This window comes from Pseudofrankia sp. DC12 (assembly GCF_000966285.1).
Taxonomy (GTDB): Bacteria; Actinomycetota; Actinomycetes; order Frankiales; family Frankiaceae; genus Pseudofrankia.
In genome coordinates this window covers 4470289-4489737 of record NZ_KQ031391.1, presented here as the reverse complement: position 1 = coordinate 4489737, position 19449 = coordinate 4470289, and the positions used below count along the sequence as shown (strand labels likewise).

Genomic DNA, 19449 nt, shown 5'->3' with positions numbered 1-19449 from the left:
ACTGCACCGGCCCCTGGGGCGATCGGCCCGTTTCGTCCGGGTGGCGCGGCACCGGCCGGTGCCGCGCCACCCGGACGGCCGACCGGCGTCAGCGCTGGATCCGCCCCGCGAACCACCCAAGATCACCAACTTGGCCCTCTAGCGGTCGTGAACAAGCCCGAAAGACAACCACCCCAGGGCGCCGGGTAGCCGGCGGGAGTCTCACCCGCCGGCCCCCACAGATCCGGACGTGAGCCTCTCGACTCATCCGGCTCGTGCTGTCCTACCGACCGCCAGCGGTTGCTGCCAGTGCGCGAACAGTCCCGGGTCGCGGCGACGTACCTCCGCGAGGAACCGTAGCGACCGGCGCCACCGCCGTCGGAACCGCCTGTATTTGCGTTGCAGCCATCGCGCCAGGTAGGCGTCGATCAGGCGGAGGGTCGGAGCCAACCGAGACGGTGTAAACGCACCGTAGTAGTTGATCCAACCCCTGATCAGCGGATTGATTCTCGCTGCCAGGTCCTGGAGAGTCCCGGCCGTGCGCCGATGCAACCTCCACCGGCGTATCTGGCGGCGTAGCCGTTTGGCATTCCTGTCGCTGATCGCGGGAGTGAAACCGACGAACAGTGCCCCGTCCCGGCGGCGAACCGTCCGGGCATGGAACGTGTACCCAAGGAAGTCGAAGCCCGTCGGCCCGTCCCAGGGTTTCCTCCGTCCGTCGTCCGCGCAGTAAACGACCTGGGTCTTGGACTCGTTCAGTTCCAAGCCACATTCCGCCAGCCGGCCGCGTATATCCGCCAGCACCCTGCGAGCCTGCTGCTCGCTGGTGCAGTGCACGACCACATCGTCACTGAACCGCTCGAACAGGACACCCGGAAATTCCCGGATCATCCAGGTGTCGAACGCATAGTGAAGATAGATGTTAGCCAGCAATGGTGACACAGGCGACCCCTGCGGGCATCCCCGTGTCCGTTCTTCCCGGGTCCCGTCCGCTCGGACCAGGGGAGCCCTCAGCCAGCGCTCCACATACAGCCCGACCCATCGGGTATCCCAGTCGAGGTGCCGGTGCACCGCCGCCATCAGCTTATCCCACGGCACGCTGTCGAAGAACGCCCGAATATCCAGGTCGATGACCCAGTCGTTCTTCCAGCACCGCGTACGTGCGGCCGCGACCGCGTCCAGCGGCGAGCGCCCTGGCCGGTACCCGTAGGAGTCCCGATGGAACATCGGCTCCACTCGCGGGTCCAGGACCAGCACGGCCACCGTCTGCGCGACCCGATCCGCCACGGTCGGCACCGCCAACACGCGCGAGCCACCCTCCGGCTTCGGTATCACCACCTCACGCAACGGCGACGGGAAGTAGGTACCCGACGACATCCGATTCCACGTCTTGTACAGGTTGTCTTTAAGCCTGCTCTCGAACGTGGCGATCGACGTCCCGTCGACTCCCGCCGCACCCTTGTTGGCCCGGACTCTCCCAAAAGCCTCCACGAACAGCCGCTTGTCAATGTCAAACGGTTTCGGCTGTGACACGCCGACCGGCTCCTCCCGCATCCAACGGTTGACCGACACATTGTCACCGGACAGCCCGCCCCCTTCGCTCCACCCCCATTACAGGAGTCTCCGCGCTACTACGAGGCGGTCCGCCCCTTCCGTTTCCACCTTCGGTACTCTGTCCTCACGGATTCCGCCGCTTGGAGTTCTCCCTCACCCACGCCATACTCGACGCGAGACGTGGCATACGGAAAGTTCCCACGTTCCACACGGAAGCCCGGACCGGGCTCGCGCCACCTGCATGCCGGACGCCGTCTGGGCAGTAGACGGGTAACCCCCAGACTCATCCCGAAGCCGTTTCACTGCCCCGGTTCTGACGCCATCCACATCTTTTCGACACTTCAACGGTGGTTCGCTCGCGCTCGCCTTCCCGGCCCACACCTGACACGATCACCGCCGCGCCTTTTCCGTCACGCTCACGACCCCAGCTGTTCGGCTGACGCCGCTGACGGCGGTTTGTGACCACCACCCGCATGGCGATCACGGAGGGCCAACCTCCATCTCCCGTGCAGCACCCCTCCAAAAGATCACCGTCTACCTCAGATCGGCGTCTCCCTTCGAGTTCGTGGCGCAATGAAACGGCGATCACCCGACAGCCGGAGACAGGCCGCGACGATCGAGCCGCTGTCGGGACCGGCGGCGGCGCGGGCCTGCGCTCGCGCCCGGTGACCCAGATCTCTGCAGTCAGGGAATTTTTGCGTTGACTGCAAACTTGTAGGAGAGGCAAACTTGTAGTTGATGCACGATCGAGCACCGGAGGAGACAGCAAACATGTCCTCACCACGTGGCGCCGGCCGGACCGACGGCGCGCGAGCCGACGCCGGCGGAGGCGTTACGCGGCCGGCGGACAGTTCCGCGCACGCGGGCGGTCGCCGGATCTGGCTGATCGTCGCGGCGCTCGGCACCGGCCTCCTGCTCGCGTCGCTCGACCAGACGATCGTCGCCACCGCGCTGCCGACGATCGTCGGAGACCTGGGCGGCGCGACGCACCTGTCCTGGGTGGTCACCGCCTACCTGCTCGCCTCGACCGTGTCGACCCCGATCTGGGGCAAGCTCGGCGACCTCTACGGCCGCAAGCGGTTCTTCCAGGCCTCGATCATCATCTTCGTCGCGGCCTCCGCGCTCGCCGGCCTCAGCCAGTCGATGACGCAGGTCATCGCGTTCCGCGCCCTGCAGGGCCTGGGCGGCGGCGGACTCGTCGTCGGCGCGATGACGATTATCAGCGACGTGGTCTCGCCCCGGGAGCGAGGCCGCTACCAGGGCGTCTTCTCGGCCCTGTTCGCCACGTCCTCGGTGCTCGGCCCGCTGCTGGGCGGCCTGTTCGTCGACCACCTGTCGTGGCACTGGATCTTCTACGTCAACGTCCCGGTCGGCGCGGCCGCGCTGGCCGTCGCCACCTCGGTGCTGCCGTCGATCCGGTCCACCGCCAAGCGGTCGATCGACTACCTCGGCACCACGCTGCTCGCGGCCGGCGCCACCTGCCTGGTTCTGTTCACCAGCCTCGGCGGCTCGTCGCTCGCCTGGGGCTCGGCGCCCAGCGTGGGCCTCGCCGCCGGCGGTGTCGCGCTGCTGGTCGTGTTCGGCCTGGTCGAGCGCAGGGCCACCGAGGCCGTGCTGCCGCCGCGGCTGTTCAAGATCAAGCTCTTCCGGGTCTCCAGCCTGATGAGCTTCGTCGTCGGCTTCGCGATGTTCGGCGCGATCACCTTCCTGCCGCTGTTCCTGCAGATCGTCAAGGGCATCGACCCGACCGTGTCGGGGCTGCAGATGCTGCCGATGAGCCTCGGGCTGATGCTGGCTTCGATGACCACCGGCCGGCTGATCTCCAGCTGGGGCCGCTACAAGGCCTTCCCGATCGTCGGTACGGGTCTCATGACGGTCGGCCTGGCGCTGTTCTCTCTGCTCACCCCGGACGTGTCGACGCTGCGGCTCAGCCTGTCGATGTTCGTGTTCGGCGTCGGCATGGGCCTGGTGATGCCGGTACTGACCCTGTCGGTGCAGAACGCCGTCGACCCGCGCGACCTCGGGGCGGCCACTTCCGGCGCGACGTTCTTCCGCTCGATCGGCGGCTCGTTCGGCACGGCGGTGTTCGGCACGATCTTCGCGAACGTGCTGAGCGGCAAGCTGTCGCACCTGATGGGCGGTCAGGCTCTGCCGGCGGGCGTCTCCGGGTCGGACGTGAGCCCCAGGCTGATCGCGGCCCTGCCCGCCGCCCTGCGCACCGGGTTCATCCAGACCTACACCGACTCGCTGCAGGTCGTCTTCCTGGTGGCGGTGCCGATCGCATTCCTCGGCTTCCTGGCCGCCTGGCTGCTGCCGGAGCTGCGGATGCGCCGCACCAGCGGCCTCGACGCCCGCGAGCAGACCGCCGCGGACCAGGCCGCCGGGGACCTCGTCGAGGTGACGGTCCCCGACACGGTTCCGGCCGGCCTGGCCGTGGTGGGCCGGACGACGGCCACCGCGACCTGATCACGTCCCGCCGACACACCCGCCCGACGGCCGCGCGCAAACCGCCCGGCCGTCGGGCGCTTCCGCGGGTTCGGTCGTCCGGCCAGATTTATTCAGAGACTGCAAAGTTGTACGATCGGCAAAGTTGTAGCACGCGCACGATTCGGCGACCTGAAGCAACCGAGCCTGGAGCGACCGACGCGGCGCGGAGGAGGCCCTCATGATGAGTGATCTCGCGGACGCCGCGGTGGTAGCCGTGCCGATCGAGCTCGGCCTGCGGGAGCGCAAGAAGCGCCAGACCCGGCAGGCGATCCGGGACGCGGCTGTCCGCCTCGTCGCCGACCGCGGACTGGAGCGGGTGACGGTCGACGAGATCGCCGCCGCGGCCAACGTCTCTCCGCGCACGTTCTTCAACTACTTCCGGTCCAAGGAGGATGCCCTCGGCGGCATCGACAACGACGAGGTCGACGACGCCTGCGCGGCCTTGCGAGCCCGGCCGGCGGACGAACCGCCGCTGACCGCGATCGCGAACGTCCTCATCGCCCGGATGGAGCGCAAGGTTCAGGAGCCGTCGCTGCACCGGGCGCGGGCGCAGATGCACCACGCCAACCCGCAGTTGTTCGGCGCCCAGGCCGCGACCCTGCGGAACTTCGAGCGCAGGCTCGCCGAGGTGATCGGAGAGCGGGCCGGACTCGGCGTCGACGAGCATCCCTACCCGATGACGGTCGTGGTCATCGCGATGGCCCTCATCCGGGCGACGATCGGCCATTGGCAGCGAAGCGACGACCTGTCGGCACCGCAACTTTCCGACGCTCTACGGGCCGGCTTCGCCAACCTCGCCCAAGGCCTGCCCGTACCCCCCAGGTCCTCCTCGTGACCCTGTCCGCCGCCGAGACGCTCCGGGAGAGCCGATGACCTCCGCAAGCACAGCGAGCAGGGCCGCCGAGCCGCCGGCCGACGGCTCGGCGCCGGCCGACGGTCCCGCCACGTCCGGGGGCCGCCGGGTCGGCCTGATCCTGATCGCGCTCGGCATCGGCATGCTGCTGGCCGCGCTCGACCAGACGATCGTCGCGACCGCCCTGCCGACGATCGTCGGCGACCTCGGCGATGCCCAGCACCTTTCCTGGATCGTCACCGCCTACCTGCTGGCCTCGACCGTGTCGACGCCGCTGTGGGGCAAGCTCGGCGACCTTTACGGCCGCAAGATCTTCTTTCAGGCCGCGATCGTCATCTTCCTCGTCGCGTCGGCGGTCGCCGGGCTCAGCCAGTCGATGGGCGAGCTGATCGCGTTCCGCGCGCTGCAGGGCCTCGGTGGCGGCGGCCTCATCATCGGCGCCCAGACGATCATCGGTGACGTGCTGTCGCCCCGGGAGCGAGGCCGCTACCAGGGCGTCTTCAGCGGGCTGTTCGGCTTCGCCAGCGTCGTCGGGCCCCTGCTCGGCGGCCTGTTCGTCGACCACCTGAACTGGCGCTGGGTCTTCTACGTCAACCTGCCGCTCGGCGCGATCGCGCTGCTCATCGTCGCGTCCATCCTCCCGTCGACCCGCAGCCGGGTGAAGCGGACCATCGACTACGTCGGCACGGCCCTGCTCGCCGGCGCGACCACCTGCCTGGTGCTGTTCACCAGCTTCGGCGGCACGATGCTGGCCTGGGACTCGGCGGCGAGCATCGGCTTGGTCGTCGGCGGGCTCGTGCTGCTGGCGGCGTTCGCCTTCGTCGAGCGGCGCGTCCCGGAGCCTGTGCTGCCGCCGCGGCTGTTCGCGAACCGGGTCTTCAACATCTCCAACCTGATGGGCTTCGTCAGCGGCTTCGCCATGTTCGGCGCGATCACCTTCGTGCCACTGTTCCTGCAGGTCGTGAAGGGTGTCGAGCCGACCATGTCCGGCCTGCGGCTGGTGCCGGTGATGGGCGGCATGCTGGTCTCGGCGACCCTGACGGGCCGCCTGGTCAGCCGGACCGGCCGCTATCGGGTCTACCCGATCGTCGGTTCCGTGCTGGTGACGGTGGCACTGCTCATGCTCGCCTGGCGGCTCACCCCGGAGATCGGCACCGGCGAGATGATCGTCTACCTCGCCCTGCTGGGCTTCGGCCTGGGCGGCGTCATGCCGGTGCTGGTGGTGTCAGTGCAGAACGCCGTCGAGTTCCGCGATCTCGGGGCGGCGACCTCCGGCTCGGCCTTCTTCCGCTCCATCGGCGGCTCGTTCGGCACGGCCATCCTCGGTGCGATCTTCGCGAACCACCTGACCGCGAAGCTGCCCCAGGCTCTGGGCGGGATGTCGCTGCCGGCGGGATTCTCGCCGTCCTCGGTCAGCCCGAAGCTGGTGGCGGGCCTCGCGCCCGCGCTGCGGCACGGCTTCGAGAGCGCCTACACCGACTCGCTGCGGGTGGCCTTCTGGGTCGCCGGACCCGTCGCCGCGCTGTCCTTCGTCCTCAGCCTCTTCCTGCCACAGCTCAACATGCGCTCGACCGTCCACGTGGACGCCGACGGGAAGCTGCCGCAGGTGGAGAACCCGGACGAGCCGGTCGCGGTCGGCGCAGTAGCCGAACCAAGGCCACCGCAGGAGCCCGCAGTTCCCGCATCGACAGGGGCACAGGCCAGCGCGGAACGCTCGGGCTAGCGCCGGCCACGACAGCCGGCCCGCCGCGGCCTGATCGTCGGGCCGGGCCCGACCTCCGCACCGCGCGGAACGCAAAGATCCCCAGACCACCCAGCGTGATCGTCGGGCCGGACCAGACCTCCGCACCAGGCAGCCTGACCCCGTGGTCGGGCACCATGGCCTCCGGACCGAGCCTTCTCACCTCCGGACCGGGCAGCCTGACCCCGTGGTCGGGCACCATGGCCTCCGGACCGAGCCTTCTCACCTCCGGACCGGGCAGCCTGACCCCGTGGTCGCGCGGCCTGATCCCCCGGCCGAGCGGCCTGATATCTAGGCCGCCAGCTCTCTGCGCCCGCGCGGCCCGATACCTGGCCTTCCTCGGCGGCCGGTCGCGGCGCCGTGCCCCCCGAGTCGACGCGCTTGCGACCTGCGCCAACGCAGGTTTCCCTGCCCGACCGGTGATCACTGGCAGCCACTCCCGCACGCGGGCGGCCTTGATCGCGAGCTGAGCAGGCAAATCGTCGTTCCGCACCCCTGTTTGCGCCCTAATCCCTGCGCAACTAGTGATCACGGCCGGTCAGGCGCCCGAGATCGAGCGAAGATCGCCAGTTGGGTAGGAAATCCGGCAGATGTGCTCGGAATGAAGATCCACATCGGGTGGCCCGGCCTCGCCGGGAACGGGTCGCGCGCGCCGAGGGCGCGCAAGCGCCCGAGGAGCGTCCCGCGGAACAGTCGATCTCCACGTCCCGCGGAACAGTCGATCTCCACGTCCCGCGGAACAGTCGATCTCCACGTCCCGCGGAACAGTGCGGGGCACCGACCTGGATCGAGCTAGGCGCTGGTCTCCGCCCGGTCCAGCGCCTTGGGGTCGAGCTTGACGAACAGGCCGCCGGCGGACCAGTCGAGACGGCGGCCGGCGGGGACCTCCTGGCGGTGCCAGACGGTCAGGTCGACGCCGAGCACGTCCTGGAGCCGCTCGGTCGAGAACGGCAGGAACGGAGCGAGCGCGACGGCGATACCCGCGATGGCCTGGATGGAGGTGGCCAGGCTGCGGGCGGCGGCGTCGCGGTCGACCTTTACGGCCTTCCACGGCTCCTCGCGGTAGAGGTACTGGTTGACCTCGGCCGAGGCCTCCATCGCGGCCCGCAGCGCAGCCCGCAGCTCCACCTTCTCCAGCAGCTCAGCGGTCCTGGCGAGGCCCTCGTCGACCTTGGCCAGCAGGTCAGCGTGGGTGCCGCCCAGCTCCGCGGGCGACGGGACGTCGGGCAGGACACCGTCGAAGAACTTGTTGATCTGGGCCATCACCCGGTTGACGAGGTTGCCCCAGTTGGCGATCAGCTCGTCGTTGACCCGGCGGATGATGTCGGCGTCGGAGATCTCGGTGTCGTTCTGCTCGGGCAGCACCGTGGCCAGCGCGTAGCGCAGCGCGTCCGGTTGCAGCACCTCCAGGTACTCCGGAACCGAGCGCCCGATCCCGGCCGACTTGGAGGCCTTGGCGCCGCCGAACGTCACGTACTGGTTGGCCGGCACGTCGGTCGGCAGGTCGAGGCCGCCGTAGCCGAGCAGCATCGCCGGCCAGATCACGGTGTGGAACGGGATGTTGTCCTTGCCCACGAAGTAGTAGGCCGCGGCGTCGGGGTTCTCCCACCAGTCACGCCAGGCTTCCGGGGCGCCGGCGATCGTCGCCGCCCACTCCTTGCTGGCCGACAGGTAGCCGATCACGGCCTCGAACCACACGTAGATCCGCTTGCCGGGGCCGAGCTCGTCGGTGGGCAGCGGGACGCCCCAGTCGAGGTCCCGGGTGATCGCCCGGTCGTGCAGGCCGTCCTTGACGAACTGGAGCGACCAGTTGATCACATGCCGGCGCCAGCCCTTGCGGGTCTCCAGCCAGGCCAGCAGCGGTTCCTCGAGCTTGGAGAGGTCCAGGAAGAAGTGCGACGTCCGCCGCTGCTCGGGAACGGCGCCCGTCATCTTGCTGCGCGGCTCGATCAGCTGGTCGGGGTCGAGGGTGCGCCCGCAGTTCTCGCACTGGTCGCCGCGCGCGCTCGGGTACGCGCAGTGCGGGCAGGTCCCCACGACGTAGCGGTCCGGCAGGAACCGTCCGGCCTGCGGGTCGTAGAACTGCGTCGTCTCCTGGACGGAGATGTAGCCGGCCGCGCGCAGCCTGGTGAACACGTCCTGCGTGACGGCGGTGTGGTTGTCCGTCCGGGTCGACGTGAACAGGTCGAACGAGATCCCGAGCCGCTCCCAGATGTCCAGGAAGATCGGGTGATACCGGTCGACGACCTCCTGAGGGGTGATCCCCTCTTCTTCGGCGCGGACCGTGATGGGCGTGCCGTGGGCGTCCGAACCGGACACCATCAGCACACGGTTTCCGGCCATCCGCTGGTACCGCGCGAAGATGTCGGCCGGCAGGTAGGCGCCGGCGATGTGTCCGAGATGCGGGGCGCCATTGGCGTAGGGCCAGGCGACCGCCACCAGGGTCGGGCGTCCCCCGGGCACGTCGCCGGCCCCCGGCGAGCTGGACGAGTTGATCTGCGCGGTCACGTGCTTCACGTTACCCGGCAGGAGCAAACCGGTTTCCCACCGCGACGGCGGCTCAGCCGCGGGCCGATCGTCCTCGCCCTATCCCCGCAGTTCGGCCGGGTAGGCGGCGAAGGCGGCGCTCAGCGCGTCCCGCCATGGGCGCGGGGCGGTGAGGCCCGCGTCGAGCCAGCTGCGGTGCGACAGCACCGAGTAGGCGGGCCGGGGCGCGGGACGCGGGAAGGCGTCCGTCGTCGTCGGCAGCACCTTCGCCGGGTCGACGCGAATCTCCTCCATGATCGCCCGGGCGAAGTCGTACCAGGTCGTGTCGCCGGCGTTGGTGAAGTGGTAGGGGCCGAACGAGGGACCCGCGAGGAGCAGCTCGATCAGGCCCGCGGCGAGGTCCGCCGACCAGGTCGGTGAGCCGTGCTGGTCGTTGACGACGGTCAGAGTGTCGCGCTCACGCGCGAGCCGCGCCATCGTCTTGACGAAGTTCTTCCCGACCGCGCCGTACACCCAGGCGGTGCGCACGACGTACGACGCCGGGCACAGCGCGAGCACGGCCTGCTCGCCAGCCAGCTTCGTGTGCCCGTAGGCGGAGGTCGGGGCGGTCTGGTCGTCGACCTCGTACGGCTTGCCGGCCAGACCGTCGAAGACGTAGTCGGTCGAGAGATGGATCAGGGTCGCGCCGGCCTCCGCGCAGGCGGCGGCCAGATGCGCGGGACCGGTGGCGTTGACCGCGTAGGCGCCGGCCTCGTCCGTCTCGGCGCCGTCGACGTCGGTCCAGGCGGCCGTGTTGATGACGGTCAGCCCACCCTGGACCTTGGCCGGCCGGGCCTGGTCGCGGATCACTGCGCGAACCCTGGCCGGGTCGGTGATGTCGCATTCCGCCCTGGTCAGCCCAGCGGTCGCCGGCAGTCGCGGGTCGAGGGCCAGCAGCCGGCACAGGTCGGAGCCGACCTGACCAGCGGAACCGATCACGAGTACGCGCACAGCTCGCAGTCTGGCAGACTGTGAGGACCTGACACCTACGTCAGGTCCTCGGGCAGCGGGGCGGCCACCACCAGAGCCGGTGGAAATCCACAGGTCAGACACAGGTAAGTGTGGTTGCGTTGCGCCGGGCCCCGGCCATCGGGGCCAGGGCGACCGCCGACGAGGCCGGGCGTTGCACAGGCCCGGCACCGGGCGCGTCACGGTGCGCCCGCACGGAACTCCACGGACCACGGAGCCGACGATCAGCGAGCGCACGGACACAGCGACCCCGGCGGGCGACGTCACAGACGCGGCCCTCGCCACCACGAAGCCGCACGACGACGACGGGACCGCGGCGTTCGACGCCAGGGGCGACGCGGTCGCCGCCGCCACCCTGCCCGCCTACCCGGGCGACCGGCCACTCGCGGACCTCGCCGACGACGGGGCCGGACCGGCCGAGGACAGACCAGGCCAACGGCTTGCCCGCCCGCTGCGGGCGACCTGGCGGCGGGCCCGGCTCGTGCCGACGGTTGTGCTGGTGATCACCGCGCTGCACCTGGCCCTGCTCGCCACGTACTCGGTGGTGTACCCGACCTGGACCGGCTACGACGAGGCCCAGCACGTGGACATGGTCTACGGGCTGCTGCACGGTGACGGCTGGCCAGCCCCCGGCCAGAAAATGATCTCCCAGGGGGTCGCCGCCACGTCGGACGACTTCGACCGGGGCGCCTACGCCGACATGTTCCAGTCCGGAGGTAAGAAGCGCCGGTCGCCCTCGTTCGCCGAGATCACCCCGACGCCACGGGCCGACCGCGGCTCGTTCGACGCGCTCGGGGGGCCAGCCCCGGTGACCGACGGCCGGTTGTCCAACCAGATGGTGCAGCACCCGCCGATGGTCTACGCGGTCGGCGCGGCGGTGCTCGGGGCGCTGCCGGCGACGAACTGGGCCTATGACGAGCAGGTCTACGTCCTGCGGCTGCTGAACATCCTGCTGGTCGCGCCGCTGCCACTGCTGGCGTGGGCGACGGCCCGACGGCTGCGGCTGTCCGAGGCGGTGGCCCGGGGCGCGGCGGTGCTGCCACTCGCGGTCCCCGGGTTCGACCGGGTCGGGGCGACATTCAACAACGACGGTGTGCTGATCCTCACCACGGGTGTGCTGACGTTCGTGCTGGCCGGCGTGCTGCGCGGTGACCGGCGGATGCGCACCGCGGTCTGGGCCGGGGTGTGGCTCGCGCTCACCTTCCTGTCGAAGGGTTTGGCGCTGCTGCTTCCGCTGATGGTCGTCGCGGCGTACCTGGTGGGCTGGTGGAACACCAGGTCGGCGCAAGCGGCCGACGTCGAGGCCCGGCCGGGTCGGCGGGTGCGGGCGCTGGTCGGCTCGCTGCCGTGGTGGCCCGCGATCGCGGCAATCGCCATCGGCCTCGGGCTCGGCGGCTGGTGGTGGGTCCGCAACTACGTCCTCTACGGCGCGGTCCAGCCGAACGGCTGGGACGCCGATCCGCCACGCCGCGAGTCGCTGTTGTTGCCGGACTCGTTCTGGACCTGGCTGTGGTACTTCATCCGGACGATGATCAGCCGGTTCTGGGGCGGCCTTGGGATGTTCGAGCCGCCGCAGCTCACGCCGGTGGCGATCGTGACGGCGACGGTGGTCGTCGGGATCGTCGCGGTCACGTGCCTGGTCAGCGGTCTCGGCCAGGCGGCCCGACGGGCCGTCGCGATCCCGGCCCAGCCGGACGGCGGCCGCGCACAGGACCAGGACGAACAGGCCCAGGACGAACAGGACCAGGACGAACAGGCCCAGGACGGTGCGATTCGTAGCGGGACCGACCGCCCGACCGGACGGCGGCTGCTGGACCGGCGGGCGTGGCGGGACCGGCTGGCCCGAGCGGCCACCCCGGCCGTGCTGCTGCTGCCAGTCGCCCTCGCCTACGTGACGGTCGCCCAGCGCAGCTGGGCCGAGTACGAGCTGTACACCCGCGGCATCGCCGTCCAGGGGCGGTACCTCTATCTCGGCCTCGTCGGCGCCGGCGTGGTCATCGCTGCCGGGCTCGCCCGGTTGCTCGGCCGCCGGGACCGGTGGACGCCGGTCGTGATGCTCGTCGGAGCGCTGCTCATGCAGGCCTTCGCGCTGCTGGCGATCTGCAGCTACTACTGGCTGGGCCGTGGGGTGCGTTTCAGCCCGGCGCGGGTGCCCAGCGTGGCGGCCGCGATCGCGCGCTGGGCGCCGTTCCCGTCCGGGGTGACGTTCGCGATCCTCGCCCTGACGGCGGCGCTCGCCCTCGTCACGCTGGCCTGTGTCGCGCGCTCGGTGCTGCGGGACCGGCCGTCGTCGCCACCGCCGACCGCCGGCGGCGGCCGTCGTACGTCGCCCCCGTCCTCGGGCGCCACCGGGCCGCATCCAGACCGGGCACCGCTCGCCGCCTAGCCCCGTTTTCCGCACATGCCGCATCGCTGCTGGTCAGAGCGTTGCAGCTATCGCGACTGTCGATGATCGCCACAGGTCGGCGCGGGTGATGTGCGGAGGACAGGCCTAGCGGCTGTTGCGTCCCGCCGGCCCGCCACGGGCCTCACAGCAGGCTCACAGGGCAAGAACACCTGCGCACGGGTGTCGGGTACGCGCGGCTACGAGCGGGTACCTTGAGTGTCAACATGGGTTCGGAGGGCAACAATCCTGCCGGTCAATCATCCGTTCAGGAGCGGGAGGTGCTCAGACGGTGACAGAAGCACCGCCAAAGCCTCTGGTGTCCACCCTGGCGTTGCCCGCGGAGCTCGACCCCCACGGTCCACCGCCCGGTCGCGGTCGCGGCAGCACCAGGGGCACAGCGAGCCGCGCGTTGATGATTATCGCCGCGACGCTGTCCGCCCTCGTCTTCGTCGTCTCCATCGGCGGCTACACCGTGTACCGGTACTTCGACGGCCAGATCGCCCGGATCAAGCTGAACCTGGGTACTGACCGGCCGGCTCCCGGCGCTGGCGGGGCCGTCAACTTCCTCATCGTCGGCTCCGACAGCAGGGCCGGCACCGGCACGGAGTTCGAGAGCGGGGGCGCCGTCGACGGCGAGCGCTCGGACACGACGATCGTCGCCCACCTCGCGCCGGACGGGACGACGACGCTGGTCTCCTTCCCACGAGACACGCTGGTGGCGATCCCGGGCCACGGCAAGGGGAAGCTGAACTCGGCGATCACCACCGGCGGCCCGTCGCTGCTGATCAGGACCATCGAACGGCTGACCCAGCTCCGGATCGACCACTACGTCCAGGTCGATCTTGCCGGCTTCCGCCAGATCACCGACGCGATCGGCGGGGTGACGGTCTGCGTGCGCGCGCTGCCCGACGGCAGCACCTCGAACCTGCTCGACCCGTGGTCGCAGTGGAACGGGGTCGTCGGGGCCAACCACCTCGACGGCGAGCGGGCGCTGGCGTTCGTCCGTGAGCGCCATGGCCTGCCGGACGGCGACTTCGACCGGATCCGCCGTCAGCAGCAGTTCATCAGCGCGGTGTTCACGAAAGCGACCAGCACCGGCGTCCTGGCCAACCCGGTCAAGCTGGAGTCGCTGCTGCAGGCCGCGTTCCGCTCCCTGACGGTCGACGACTCGACGACGATCGACGACCTGCAGAAGCTGGCGACGCGGATGCACGGGCTGCGGCCCAACCAGCTGCGGTTCGAGACGATTCCGGTCCGGCCGCCGACGCCCGAGGAAGGGGCCAACGCGCTCGGCGAGCTCCCCGTCTACGGCTCGGTCCAGCTCTACGACCAGCGGACCCTGAACGCCTTCCTCGCTCCACTGCGCGGCATCCCCAGCCCGGCCAGCTCCCAGGCCGCGGCGCCGACCGGCCAGGGCATCAGCGCCGGCTCGGTCTCGCCGCGGTCGGACTTCAAGGTGGACGTCTACAACGCGACCGGCCTCGAAGGGACCGCGGGCAGGACGGCCAGCTCGCTGGCGACCGCCGGCTTCGTCGTCGGGACCGCGCAGACCTGGTCCGGCAAGGCGCCCGCGACGACCCAGGTCCGCTACCCGCCTGGTCAGGAGGACGACGCCCGGGCGCTGGCGACCGTGGTGCCCGGGGCGAGCTTCTCGGTGGACCCGACCCTCACGACCGGCACCGTGTCGCTGGTCCTGGGCGACGGTTTCACCGGCCTCACCACCTCGGCCGCGTCAACCAGCCAGCCCACGGCCCAGGCCACCCCGGCCCGCCCAGCCCCGGCCACCACCGCCGCCCAACTGACCGGCGGCTGCACCTACTAACCGACTGGGCCGAAACGCAACCCAGATCCCGACCCTGGACAAGCGCCCACCCACCGTAGTTCTCCCTGTCCCCGGCTCACGTTGGTAACGGGCGCTCAGCGCCCGGCCCAGGCAGAAGCCGGGGTCCCTGCCGGATCGGCGACAGGTTCCGGACGGATCGACGGAATCGATCTGGGGAGGTCGACGGTCTGGGAGGTCTGCAGAGGCGCGGAGCGGCGTCTCCGGCCGCTGGCCCTAGATGGTGCAGTTCGGCGGCGGCGGGGGGCCCTGGGGGGCCTGGGTCGTCGGCGCGGCGGCGGTGGCGGTGCTGCCGGCGGCGGCTGGGGTGACGACGCCGGTGTACTGCGCGCCGAGGATCAGGTGGATGCCGGTGATGGTCGGGTCCGCACGGGCGACCGAGCCGGGGACCGCCGCCTGCACCGTCCAGGCTGCCTGCTGCTGGCCGGGCCCGTAGATCACCCGCGAAGTTGTGTAGGTGAGCGCGTCGGCGTTACCGGCGGTCGTCGCCTTGAAGCCCTTGCCGGCGAGCGCGGTCGTCACCTTGGACGCCAGGCCCTTCGTCGTCGACCCGTTGTAGACCGCGACGCTGATCTGCGCGGGCGGGACAGTCACCGGGCCGGGCGTGGCGCCTGGGTCGGGCGTCGCCGGCGCGGCCGTGTCGTCGAGGGTGACGCCGTCCACGTGGCCGCCGAGGGGGGTGACGATCTTCGCGAGGTCGACCGGGCTGTAGATCTGCACCGCACCGTACGGGGCGAGCGTCCCGTCCTTCGGGTTCCCGCCCTCCGCGACCGTGGGCGGGTGGGTCGGCAGGGTCTCGACGTGCATGGAGCCCGACGCCATGCCCTTCATCGACAGCGCCAGGCCCTGCAGGTCGGTGACGCTGGTGTTGTCGTCGAGGGTCAACGCGGAGGTCGCCGCCGAGATCAGCCCCTCCAGCTTGATCGGGTTGGTCAGGATGTCGCTGCTGGTGGCCTTGCGGAACACCGCGCCGATGAACTGCTGCTGGCGGTGGATGCGGTCGATGTCCCCCTGCGTCGACAGGCCGTGGCGCTGCCGCACGAACGCCAGCGCCTGGTCGCCGTTGACGTGGACGGTCCCCGGGCCGCCGAGCCAGCCGCTCATCGGGTCGTTCGTGTTGGTGCTGTACTTGTGGTCCTCTTCGACGTACTCGCGGAAGGTCGACGGCAGGACGCACACCTCGACGCCGCCGATCGCGTTGGTGATCTGTTTGAAGCCCTCGAGGTCCATCGACACGTAGTGGTCGACCCGCATCCCGGTCAGGCTCTCGACCAGGCTCACGAGCAGCGTGGGCCCGCCGTCGGAGATCGCCGAGTTGAACTTGTCCTTGTGCGCCCCGTGGTGCCTGCCCTGCGCGTCGGTGTACGCGGGGATCGTCACGAGGGTGTCGCGTGGGAACGAGACCATCGTCGTGGACCCGTCCTTCGCCAGGTGGATCAGGATCGTCGTGTCCGACCGCTGGCCCAGCACCTCGGACCCGCCGTACGCGTCACCGGTGCCGGCGCGGCTGTCGGTGCCGACGAGCAGGTAGTTCTGCACCCCGAACGTCTTGTCCGGCCGGTTGCCGCCCAGGTTCAGCGAGATGTGGTGCACGTTGCCGTTGGCGTAGGTGTACTGGGCCCAGCCACCGACGCTGATCAGCAGGACGAGTACCGACACGACGCCCAGAGCGAGCCGTACCGCCCGCTGGCCGCCGCCGCGCCCGCGGCGACCTCGGTCGCCGTCCTCCCTGGGACTGAGATGGGGCGGAAGCGTTGTCTGGTACGACACGTCCCCGGTCTCCCCTCTCGGGCGCTACTGGGCAGAAAATGATGATAGGTGCCGGCATCCGGCCGATGTGCGACGGCGTGGTCCAGGGGGCCGGCAACCAGGGCCGTCGCGGCGGCAAGTCGACCGATCTTGCCATCCCGGCCGCTACCACCGCCTTGTATCTCTATACACACCGCAAACACATGATTGCGACTATCCGTCGGGCAGCTGACCAGACGGTAACAACAAGACATGTGGCCTGGACGGCGGGCTGGTGCCCGAAGCTCCTACCAGCGGCGGCACGGCCCCAGCCCGCCCAGCCGGCCGGCCGCGGGCGACACCCCCGCTCTCCCCCGTTGACCTGCGCACACGTGCCCCGGGACGGGGTGGAGCAGGGTGGATTCCACCGGGGCGTCAACGACGTAACGTTGGGTACCAACAACGGGACATGCGTCTGTTGTGAAGAGGCGTGCCGCGGCGGGCGACAACGTCCAACCAGCGCGGAGCGTCCTGGACGACGAGATCCAGACTGGGCGCGGCCTTCCGCGCATCCACCCGTAGGGAACGCGCCGGTGGCGCCAGGCAATCTCGATCAACGGAGATCGACGCGACGATCTCGGCGAGCCCGGTACCCGAGGGCCGCGCCGAGCGGACGACCCGCTGAGGAGGGCCGCACCGCCGGTGAGCAACATGACCGCACCACCTCGGCCAACCGAGCGTCTGCCGCCGGAGCTCAGCCCGCGGGGTCCCCTTCGGCGCCGTTCGCCGCTGCGCCGGCTCTCGCTGGTCGGTTGCGCGCTGCTGTCGGTCCTCGTGCTGGCCGTCAGTGCCGGCGGGTGGTTCCTCTACAACCAGTTCAGCAGCAAGGTCACCCACGACTCGAGCTGGCACCCGGCCGGGAACCGCCCGGCCGAGGTCGCCGGCGACGAGAACATCCTGCTGCTCGGGGACGACAGCCGGGACGGCACCGGCAACGAGTACGGCGGCAAGCAGGTCGAGGGCATCCGGTCGGACACGACGATCATCGCCCACTTCGACAAGGACGGCACCGCGACGCTGCTGTCGTTCCCGCGTGACGAGCTGATCCCGGTGGTCCCGCGGGTCAGGGGCACACCCGCGGACGGCAAGGACAAGCTGACGAACATCCTCACCTACGCTGGCGTGTCAGGGCTGACGTCGACGCTGGAGAGCCTGACCGGCCTGCACATCGACCACTACATCGTCATCGACCTCGCCGGCTTCAAGCAGGTCGTGGATGCCGTCCGCGGTGTTACGGTCTGTGTCACTACAATGCCGGATGGCAGCACGAGCAACCTGAACGACAACTATTCGCAGTGGCACGGTCACCTAGGGGAGAACACGCTGAACGGTGACCAGGCGCTGGCCTTCGTCCGGACCCGCCACGCGCTGGGTGACGAACGGCTCCGGATCCTGCGCCAGCAGCAGTTCCTGTCCAAGCTGCTCGCCAAGACCACCACCGCCGGCACGCTGACCAACCCGGTCACGGTCACGCAGCTGCTCGGCGCCGTCGGCGGCGCGCTGACCACCGACAGCGGCCTGAACCTGGTCGAGCTCGCCGACCGCGCCAGCAAGCTCGGCTCCGGCAAGGTCAGGTTCATCACCATCCCGACGCACGTGCCGCTGCCCAGCGAGGGCGCGCGCGACGACCAGGGCGCGATGGGCTACCACGGCGACGTGCTGCTGGTGAACGCCGCCGAGATGCAGCAGATCCTCGCGCCGCTGCGGCCGGCGCCGCCGCAGAGCGCGGCCCTCGCGTCGGCGCCGGCGGTCCTGCCCAGCCAGGTGACGGTCGCCCGGATCGTCAACGCGTCCGGCCGCAACGGCCTGGCCGGCGAGACGAAGACCAGCCTGACCGCGCTCGGCTTCGGCGGGCTGATGACCGCCAGCACCGCCGCCACGAGCCAGGCCTCGACCGAGGTCCGCTACCCGGCGGGCCAGGAGGGTGGCGCCAAGGCGCTCGTGGCGAAGATCCCCGGAGCGCAGGCCGTCGTCGACGCGACGCTGGCCACGACCGGGGTCACGGTCGTCCTCGGCTCGACGTTCACTGGCGTCACCGCCCCGTCGGCCGCCACGGGCACGGCCGGGGCGGCGGCTCCCGGTGCCACGGCGGGCGGACCGGTGACCGTCGCCCCGGCCACCCCTGCGCCGGGCACCGGGGGCGTTCCGGCCAACACCGCGTGCACGCCGTGACGGACGGCGCTCCCCGGCTGACGCCGGTCGTCACGGTGCTCGGCCTCGACGGCCCGGCCGGCGGGCGCCCCGCCTATCCCGGGGTCGCCGCGGCGTTGGCGGCCAGGCTGCGCGCCGACGGCACCAGCCCACTGGTGACGTTCTACGACGACGCCACCGGCGAACGGGTCGAGCTGTCCGGGATCACGCTGGACAACTGGGTGGCGAAGACGGCGAACCTGCTGGTCGACACGCTCGGCCTCGCGCCCGGCGACCGGGTCGGTGTGGACCTGCCGGCGCACTGGCTGACCGTCGTGATCCTGCTGGCCGCCTGGTCCGCCGGCTGCGATGTGCTCGTCAACCTCGGGCCGGAGCAGGACGGCGGCGAGCCGGAGGGCGCGGCGGAGGACGACCCGGACGACGAGGCGACCGGCGACGTCCAGGCGCTCTTCGTCGCGGAGAGCCGGGTGGACGCGGCGCTCGGGCTGGGCGCGGACGAGGTCGTCGCGCTGTCGCTGCGGCCGTTCGGCGCCCGGATGGCGCATCCGGTCGCCGGCGTGCTCGACTTCGCCGCCGAGGTGCCGGCTCATGGCGACCGGTTCGCCGCCCCCCCGCCACCGTCCGACCAGGCCACGCTGCTGGCCCGCGCAGGCGAGGTCGCGGCCGCCACCGGGCTCGGCGCGGGTGACCGGGTGCTCTCGACCGCCGGCCCGGCGAGCGCGGAGGGCCTGCTGGGCACCGTGCTCGCGCCGCTGGTGGCGGGGGCCTCGGTGGTGCTGTGCCGCCATCTGGACGCCAACCTGGACGACGCGGCGCTCGCCCGGCGGATCGCCCAGGAGAAGGTGACCATGGTCTGCGGCACCGTCCGGCCCGTGCCCGCGGGCGTCCGGCGGCTCCAGCTGCCCGACGCCGCCCGCCCCGCGCCGACCGCCTGACCCGCGTCCGCGAGCACCGACAAGAGGGTGCACGGCGACGTCCGCCGGGTACTTCACAGCGTGACAACTGGACAGCCATCACGCCCGAGTCCGCCCCGGTTCAGGCCAGCATCGAGCGATCCGACGAACGGTGTCGCAACGCGCGGTTGACGGCCGTGGACGGCTCGGGGGACGGCGGCGACCAGGCCGTCCCCCGCGGCCCCAGCCCGGTTACGGTCGATAAGGGGCGGTATCGGCCAG

The 19449-nt window shown here is 70.8% G+C and carries 11 protein-coding genes; 7 read left to right on the top strand and 4 right to left on the bottom strand.

Translation table 11 applies throughout. The features are described from left to right. Nucleotides 1-243: 243 nt before the first annotated feature. A complete protein-coding gene (gene ltrA, locus FRADC12_RS18080; protein ID WP_232303511.1) occupies nt 244-1512 on the bottom strand; it encodes a group II intron reverse transcriptase/maturase in 1269 nt (422 codons plus the stop codon). Nucleotides 1513-2304: 792 nt separating this feature from the next. Between ltrA and FRADC12_RS18075 the strand changes: the two genes are divergently transcribed. The 3 genes from FRADC12_RS18075 (at nt 2305) to FRADC12_RS18065 (ending at nt 6596) form a co-directional block, all read left to right on the top strand. Beyond that, nucleotides 2305-3999, top strand: coding sequence for an MDR family MFS transporter (locus FRADC12_RS18075; RefSeq protein ID WP_045877540.1), 1695 nt, complete (start codon nt 2305-2307; stop codon nt 3997-3999). 202 nt (nt 4000-4201) lie between these two features. Continuing rightward, nucleotides 4202-4855, top strand: a complete 654-nt coding sequence (locus tag FRADC12_RS18070; protein WP_232303871.1) for a TetR/AcrR family transcriptional regulator — start codon at nt 4202-4204, stop codon at nt 4853-4855. A 34-nt stretch (nt 4856-4889) separates the two neighbouring features. After that, on the top strand, nt 4890-6596 hold the full coding sequence (locus FRADC12_RS18065; protein ID WP_045877538.1) for an MDR family MFS transporter: 1707 nt from the start codon (nt 4890-4892) through the stop codon (nt 6594-6596). 810 nt (nt 6597-7406) lie between these two features. Here the strand turns inward: FRADC12_RS18065 and metG are convergent. Then, entirely contained in the window at nt 7407-9122 is a 1716-nt protein-coding gene (gene metG / locus FRADC12_RS18060) for a methionine--tRNA ligase (RefSeq protein WP_084011372.1), read from the bottom strand. A gap of 78 nt (nt 9123-9200) precedes the next feature. Beyond that, nucleotides 9201-10079 carry a dTDP-4-dehydrorhamnose reductase gene (gene rfbD, locus FRADC12_RS18055; protein ID WP_045879784.1) on the bottom strand — a complete coding sequence of 293 codons (879 nt, stop codon included), beginning with the start codon at nt 10077-10079 and terminating at the stop codon, nt 9201-9203. Between the two features lie 184 nt (nt 10080-10263). Here rfbD and FRADC12_RS18050 point away from each other — a divergent pair, with 184 nt between their 5' ends. Continuing rightward, nucleotides 10264-12495, top strand: a complete 2232-nt coding sequence (locus tag FRADC12_RS18050) for a DUF2142 domain-containing protein (protein WP_232303870.1) — start codon at nt 10264-10266, stop codon at nt 12493-12495. A gap of 412 nt (nt 12496-12907) precedes the next feature. Next, on the top strand, nt 12908-14317 hold the full coding sequence (locus FRADC12_RS18045) for an LCP family protein (protein ID WP_349305882.1): 1410 nt from the start codon (nt 12908-12910) through the stop codon (nt 14315-14317). Between the two features lie 234 nt (nt 14318-14551). Here FRADC12_RS18045 and FRADC12_RS18040 read toward each other — a convergent pair whose 3' ends face one another. Further along, a complete protein-coding gene (locus FRADC12_RS18040) occupies nt 14552-16105 on the bottom strand; it encodes an LCP family protein (RefSeq protein WP_045877536.1) in 1554 nt (517 codons plus the stop codon). A gap of 669 nt (nt 16106-16774) precedes the next feature. Between FRADC12_RS18040 and FRADC12_RS18035 the strand changes: the two genes are divergently transcribed. Both FRADC12_RS18035 and FRADC12_RS18030 read left to right on the top strand, forming a co-directional pair. Further along, a complete protein-coding gene (locus FRADC12_RS18035; protein ID WP_045877535.1) occupies nt 16775-18295 on the top strand; it encodes an LCP family protein in 1521 nt (506 codons plus the stop codon). Then, the gene (locus FRADC12_RS18030; protein WP_045879782.1) at nt 18292-19209 is read left to right on the top strand and encodes a TIGR03089 family protein; all 918 of its coding nucleotides are present in this window, start codon (nt 18292-18294) and stop codon (nt 19207-19209) included. The genes FRADC12_RS18035 and FRADC12_RS18030 overlap by 4 nt, the downstream gene beginning before the upstream one ends. Nucleotides 19210-19449 lie beyond the last annotated feature (240 nt).